The 4,795-nt window shown below is 48.1% G+C and carries 5 protein-coding genes; 1 reads left to right on the top strand and 4 read right to left on the bottom strand.

The window, feature by feature from the left end:
- The first annotated feature begins 325 nt into the window (after window positions 1-325).
- On the top strand, window positions 326-1,816 hold the full coding sequence (locus H8876_RS02350; RefSeq protein WP_249286363.1) for a citrate/2-methylcitrate synthase: 1,491 nt from the start codon (window positions 326-328) through the stop codon (window positions 1,814-1,816).
- A 104-nt stretch (window positions 1,817-1,920) separates the two neighbouring features.
- Here H8876_RS02350 and H8876_RS02345 read toward each other — a convergent pair whose 3' ends face one another.
- The 4 genes from H8876_RS02345 to H8876_RS02330 form a co-directional block, all read right to left on the bottom strand.
- A complete protein-coding gene (locus H8876_RS02345) occupies window positions 1,921-2,997 on the bottom strand; it encodes a BMP family lipoprotein (RefSeq protein ID WP_249286362.1) in 1,077 nt (358 codons plus the stop codon).
- A 12-nt stretch (window positions 2,998-3,009) separates the two neighbouring features.
- Window positions 3,010-3,813, bottom strand: a complete 804-nt coding sequence (locus tag H8876_RS02340) for a carbon-nitrogen hydrolase family protein (RefSeq protein WP_283241731.1) — start codon at window positions 3,811-3,813, stop codon at window positions 3,010-3,012.
- Window positions 3,806-4,492 (bottom strand): NUDIX hydrolase, encoded by a 687-nt coding sequence (locus tag H8876_RS02335; protein WP_249286361.1) that lies wholly within the window; start codon window positions 4,490-4,492, stop codon window positions 3,806-3,808. The genes H8876_RS02340 and H8876_RS02335 overlap by 8 nt, the downstream gene beginning before the upstream one ends.
- On the bottom strand, window positions 4,434-4,795 hold a 362-nt coding region (locus H8876_RS02330; protein ID WP_249286360.1), incomplete at its 5' end, for a DMT family transporter. The genes H8876_RS02330 and H8876_RS02335, both read right to left, overlap by 59 nt.

The raw sequence follows: 4,795 nt of genomic DNA, 5'->3' as shown, positions 1-4,795 counted from the left end.
ATACAACTACAGGGATTACAATCGTTTTCCTATGCGCCCGCTGGGATGGAAATCTCCTCAAACTGTTTTAGATGATTTCGTGCTTGATGGTGTAACATATGTTTGACAAACCTACATCCTCCACCGTTCACCCCTTATTATTTTTATTTACTTCACCCCACTAATATGATATACTAATTTATACGATTTAACACGTATCTATATCATATCAGAATGTACTAAGGGATCTGCGGCAGGACTCCTGGCCGTCAGATTTTGTTTTGAACCGGAGAGCCTCCACTGGCATACTTCGGTTTATTTTAGAAAAAGGGGGACGTGAACTTACATGCTGCGTGATTATTTGACAAAGAGAAAAACATTTCGCAAAACAGTGAAAGCAGCTGTCAAGGAAGAAGTTAAAAGCCGTGTGACAGCAGCGCGCGCACAGGAATTATTCGAAAAGAATGCAGAGCAGCTTAGAAAAAACGACTACATAGAATCTGAGCTTTATGTAAAGAACAATGTGAAAAGAGGTCTGCGTAATTCCAACGGCACCGGAGTTCTTGTCGGATTAACGAAAATCGGGGAAGTAATCGGTTACGATGTAGACGAAAAGAAAAACAAGATCCCGGTAGAAGGGAAATTGTATTACCGCGGTTACAGCATCGAAGACCTGGTGAACAGCTATATCGAAGAAGAACGATTTGGCTTTGAGGAAATCACATATCTGCTGATCCTCGGTTCTCTTCCTACCCGGTCGGAACTGGAATATTTTAAAAAGCTGCTTGGCACCAAGAGAGAGCTTCCTCAGGGATTTGCCAGAGATATCATTCTGACTGCACCATCCAACAATATCATGAACAAGATGGCAAGAAGCGTGCTGGCACTGTACTGCTATGATGACAATCCTGACGACACTTCGATTTCCAACGTGTTCCGTCAATCCATCGATCTGATCGGCTATTTTCCGGCACTGATCGCTTATGCTTACCAGGCGAAGTCTTCTTTCTACGACAACATGAGTCTTCACCTGCATAACCCGATCCCGGAGCTTTCCACATCCGAAAACATCCTGCGGATGATCCGTCCGACAGGTGAATATACTGAATTAGAAGCCAGACTTCTGGATCTGTCCATGATCCTGCATGCAGAACACGGCGGAGGAAACAACTCGTCCTTTACGACACACCTGATTTCCTCGACCGGGACCGATACTTACTCGGCCATCGCGGCTGCCATAGGATCCCTTAAGGGACCGAAGCACGGTGGCGCAAACATCGCTGTGATCAACATGATGAACGATCTGAGAAAAAATGTACCGGACTTCAACAATCGCGGCAAACTGGACGACTATCTCGTAAAAGTTCTGCGTAAAGAAGCGAACGACAAGAGCGGTCTTGTCTACGGTATGGGGCATGCGATCTACACCTTATCCGACCCGCGTGCCAAGGTACTGAAATCCATGGCCAAAAAACTGGCAGAGAGCAAGGATCTGGTTGACGACTTCCTTCTCTGTGATTACATCGAACGAAGGACTCCGGAGCTTTATGCGGAAGTCCATGGCGTCGAAAAACCGATGCCGGCCAATGTCGACCTGTATTCCGGTTTCGTATATGATGCGCTGGACATTCCTACTACTATTGCAACACCTCTGTTTGCAACGGCTCGTCTGTCCGGCTGGTGCGCTCACCGTATCGAGGAGCTGATTTCCGGAGGCAAACTGATGCGTCCGGCCTACAAATCTGTGCAGCAGCCTCGGCCTTATGTACCGATCAGCAAGCGGGTTTCTGCTACGTCGATCCGTGCAGAAAAACAGGAAAAGCATAACAACAGATAGATATCTGAACACCGTCTGCTGCATTCTTTGCAGCAACATACAATGAATGTGAAAACGCCCGCATCCATCAGATGCGAGCGTTTTTTTCATCCCGTCTATTCTTTTTACTGTTCTGTCACCTTCACGTGAGACAGCCCTAACGATGCGATATCGCCGGAGTCGTATTTCTTGATCGAAATATCACCGTTCTTCATTTTCTTCACGATATCGTTATAATCCGACTTGCTGAAATTCTCCAGCTTTGCATTGTCCATTTCCAGACGGACTCCGTTGTTTTCAATAGTATACTCGATCGTGGTGCCTCCCGGGAATTTATCATCTTCGTACTGATCAAGTACGCCTTCCAGTGCCGTACCGATCTCTTTCACCGCAGACGTCACCACTGTATCAGACATCCTGCTTTTGTCTGTCTCGTAGCCGATGACTTTCTTATTCGTCATTTCAGCAACTTCGATCACCGGAAGTTCCACTTTGTTGCCACAGGCGAAAATCACTTCCGTGCCACCTTCGTACCACTGTTTTGCGATCGATCTTACCGCCTCGGAATCCTCCTTGGAATTGCTGTAATGATAAGCAACATTCACCGATCTTCCCAGTTCACCGGCCGCTTTATCAGCCCCCTGCAGAAAACCATAGCCATAATCCATCGCCAAAGGCACTTTGGAATCTCCCAGATACCCCAAGTTGCTCATTCCTTCTTTTACAGCCGCATAGCCTGCCAGATATCCTGCCTGCTCAGAAGCAAATGTCACCTCTACCGTATTCTTAGCAACCTTCACTTCTCCGGACTCTTCGTCCATCGGCGCTGCGTCGATCACAACGAACTTCACATCCGGATACTCTTTCTGCTTTTCATAAACCACCTGACTGAACAGATATCCATCTGCTACAACCAGCTTTGCACCACCGTCAACTGCATTGTCGATCACCTGGCGATATGCATCTTCCGATGCTTCCGCTGCCTTGTAATACTTATGCGATACTCCCCTTTTCTCACCAAAACTGCTGATGGTATCCCAGGCAACCTCACTGTATCCTCCATTCATGATCAGCCCTGCTTCCGTTACCATGGCAATTTCGTAATCCACCTGCTCTTCCGGCTGCACTTCTTCCGGCGAGCCACAGGCGGCCAGCGACAGCATCATGATTGCCGCAACTGTTAATGCCATTATTTTTTTCATACCCAATTCCTCCTAGTACAATTCCGGTCTTCTGTGCTTCAGCAGCGGCAGCTGCTCTCGGACAGAATCCTCATAATCCAGATCAATGTCTCCGTATAAAATGCTTTCCTTTTCATCTGCATGAGCGATAAAATCGCCCCACGGACTGGCAATGCAGGAATTCCCGTATGCGACGTATGGTCCGTTTTCATCCCGCGCAGGGGAATTCGCCGCAAAATATACCTGATTGTCCAGCGCACGCACACGCATCGTTATATCCCAGTGTGCAGGCCCTGTCGTCATATTGAAAGCAGCTGGAAGCACGATCAGCTTTGCACCGGCAAGCGCCATCTTCCGGAACCATTCCGGGAACCGCACATCATAGCAGATCGCCACACCGATCTTTCCAAATTCGGTATCCAGGATCGTCATATCCTTTCCTGCCGTCAGCGTATCCGATTCCATGAACCGGATCCCGCCTTTCACATCAATATCAAACAAGTGGACTTTGCGATGTTTTCCGATGATCTGACCACTGCGATCAAAAGAAAACGATGTGTTGTACACTTTGCCTCCATCCAGTTCCGGGATCGATCCGCCAATGAGATATATGTCATTCTTTGCAGCCAGATCCGATAGGAACTTCACCGTAGGGCCGTCTTCCGCTTCTGCGTACTCTCTGAAATAATCGTTGGAATACGGACAGTTCCACATCTCCGGCAGAGAAATGACCTGTGCGCCATTTTCTGCTGCAGTTTCAACGTAGCGCGTCACCGTCGCCATGCTCTCCTTCTTATCAAAAGATCCTTTTATCTGACATAATGCAAGTTTAAACATCCGTATCCTCCTTTTCTGTAATGATCTCTAAAAAATGCTTTGTGATCCTGGCCGTAAGCCCCCAGATCACGCGACCATCCACCTCATAGATCGGCACGCTCCCCTTGCCGCCGCGCCACGGATAGGGTTTTCCCTCATACACCTTATCATACGGGAAATCCTCCGGGATCTGAGGAACAGCCCGAATGGGATAGACCTCCGGCGTAACAGCAAGCAAATCGTTCAGTGCCACCAGAAACACCTCGTCCACTTCATTTTCGCTGAATTGCAAATGCTCCAGCGCAGCCTCGGGGATCACCCCCAGATAACAGTACATAGCGAAATTACTATAGGTATACAGTGTATCCAGCTGCGTAATCACGCGGATCTGCTCCTGCGGTATACCGATTTCCTCCCAGGTTTCACGCAAAGCGCATTCCTCTGTAGTCTCGACAGGCTCCAGTTCTCCTCCCGGAAAACATATCTCGCCTGGCTGACGCTCCATGTTTTTCGCCCGGACTTCATATAATAAGTAGAGATCATCTTCTTTTTCCACCAGCGGCACCAAAACCGAGAAAAATTTAAAGTTTCCCTCTGCGCCTGGCTTTCTCTCTGCAAAAACCGCTTCTATATCTTCTATTTTAAGTGTGTTTCGGGAGCCTCTGCCCTTCCGCAAACCCTTCTTCGCGTTCTTCTTCAAGTTCTTCCAGTTCTCCTTCCAGATCCTGTTCGCTCGTATCATGATCATGCTTCTGATACCAGATATTCAGATAGGATCCTGCTAAAATCAGTCCGATGCCAATGTATGTATTCCATAGGATCGTCTCGTGCAAAAAGATCACAGCCATCACCGGCGCGATAGCCGGCTTCAGGAAAAACGCCAGCGATCCGGTCGCCGCATCGGAGCATTTGATAGCCATAAAGTAGCTGAAGTATCCCAGTCCTGTTACAAACAAACTGATGTACGCTACAAGCGGAAGGTTGTCCGCTACTCCTGCTATGA

The organism is Lentihominibacter faecis, assembly GCF_014306095.1.
In the GTDB taxonomy this organism is placed as follows: Bacteria; Bacillota; Clostridia; order Peptostreptococcales; family Anaerovoracaceae; genus Lentihominibacter; species Lentihominibacter faecis.
Note: the sequence above shows the minus strand (reverse complement) of the source record. Positions and strands in the feature narration are given on the sequence as shown.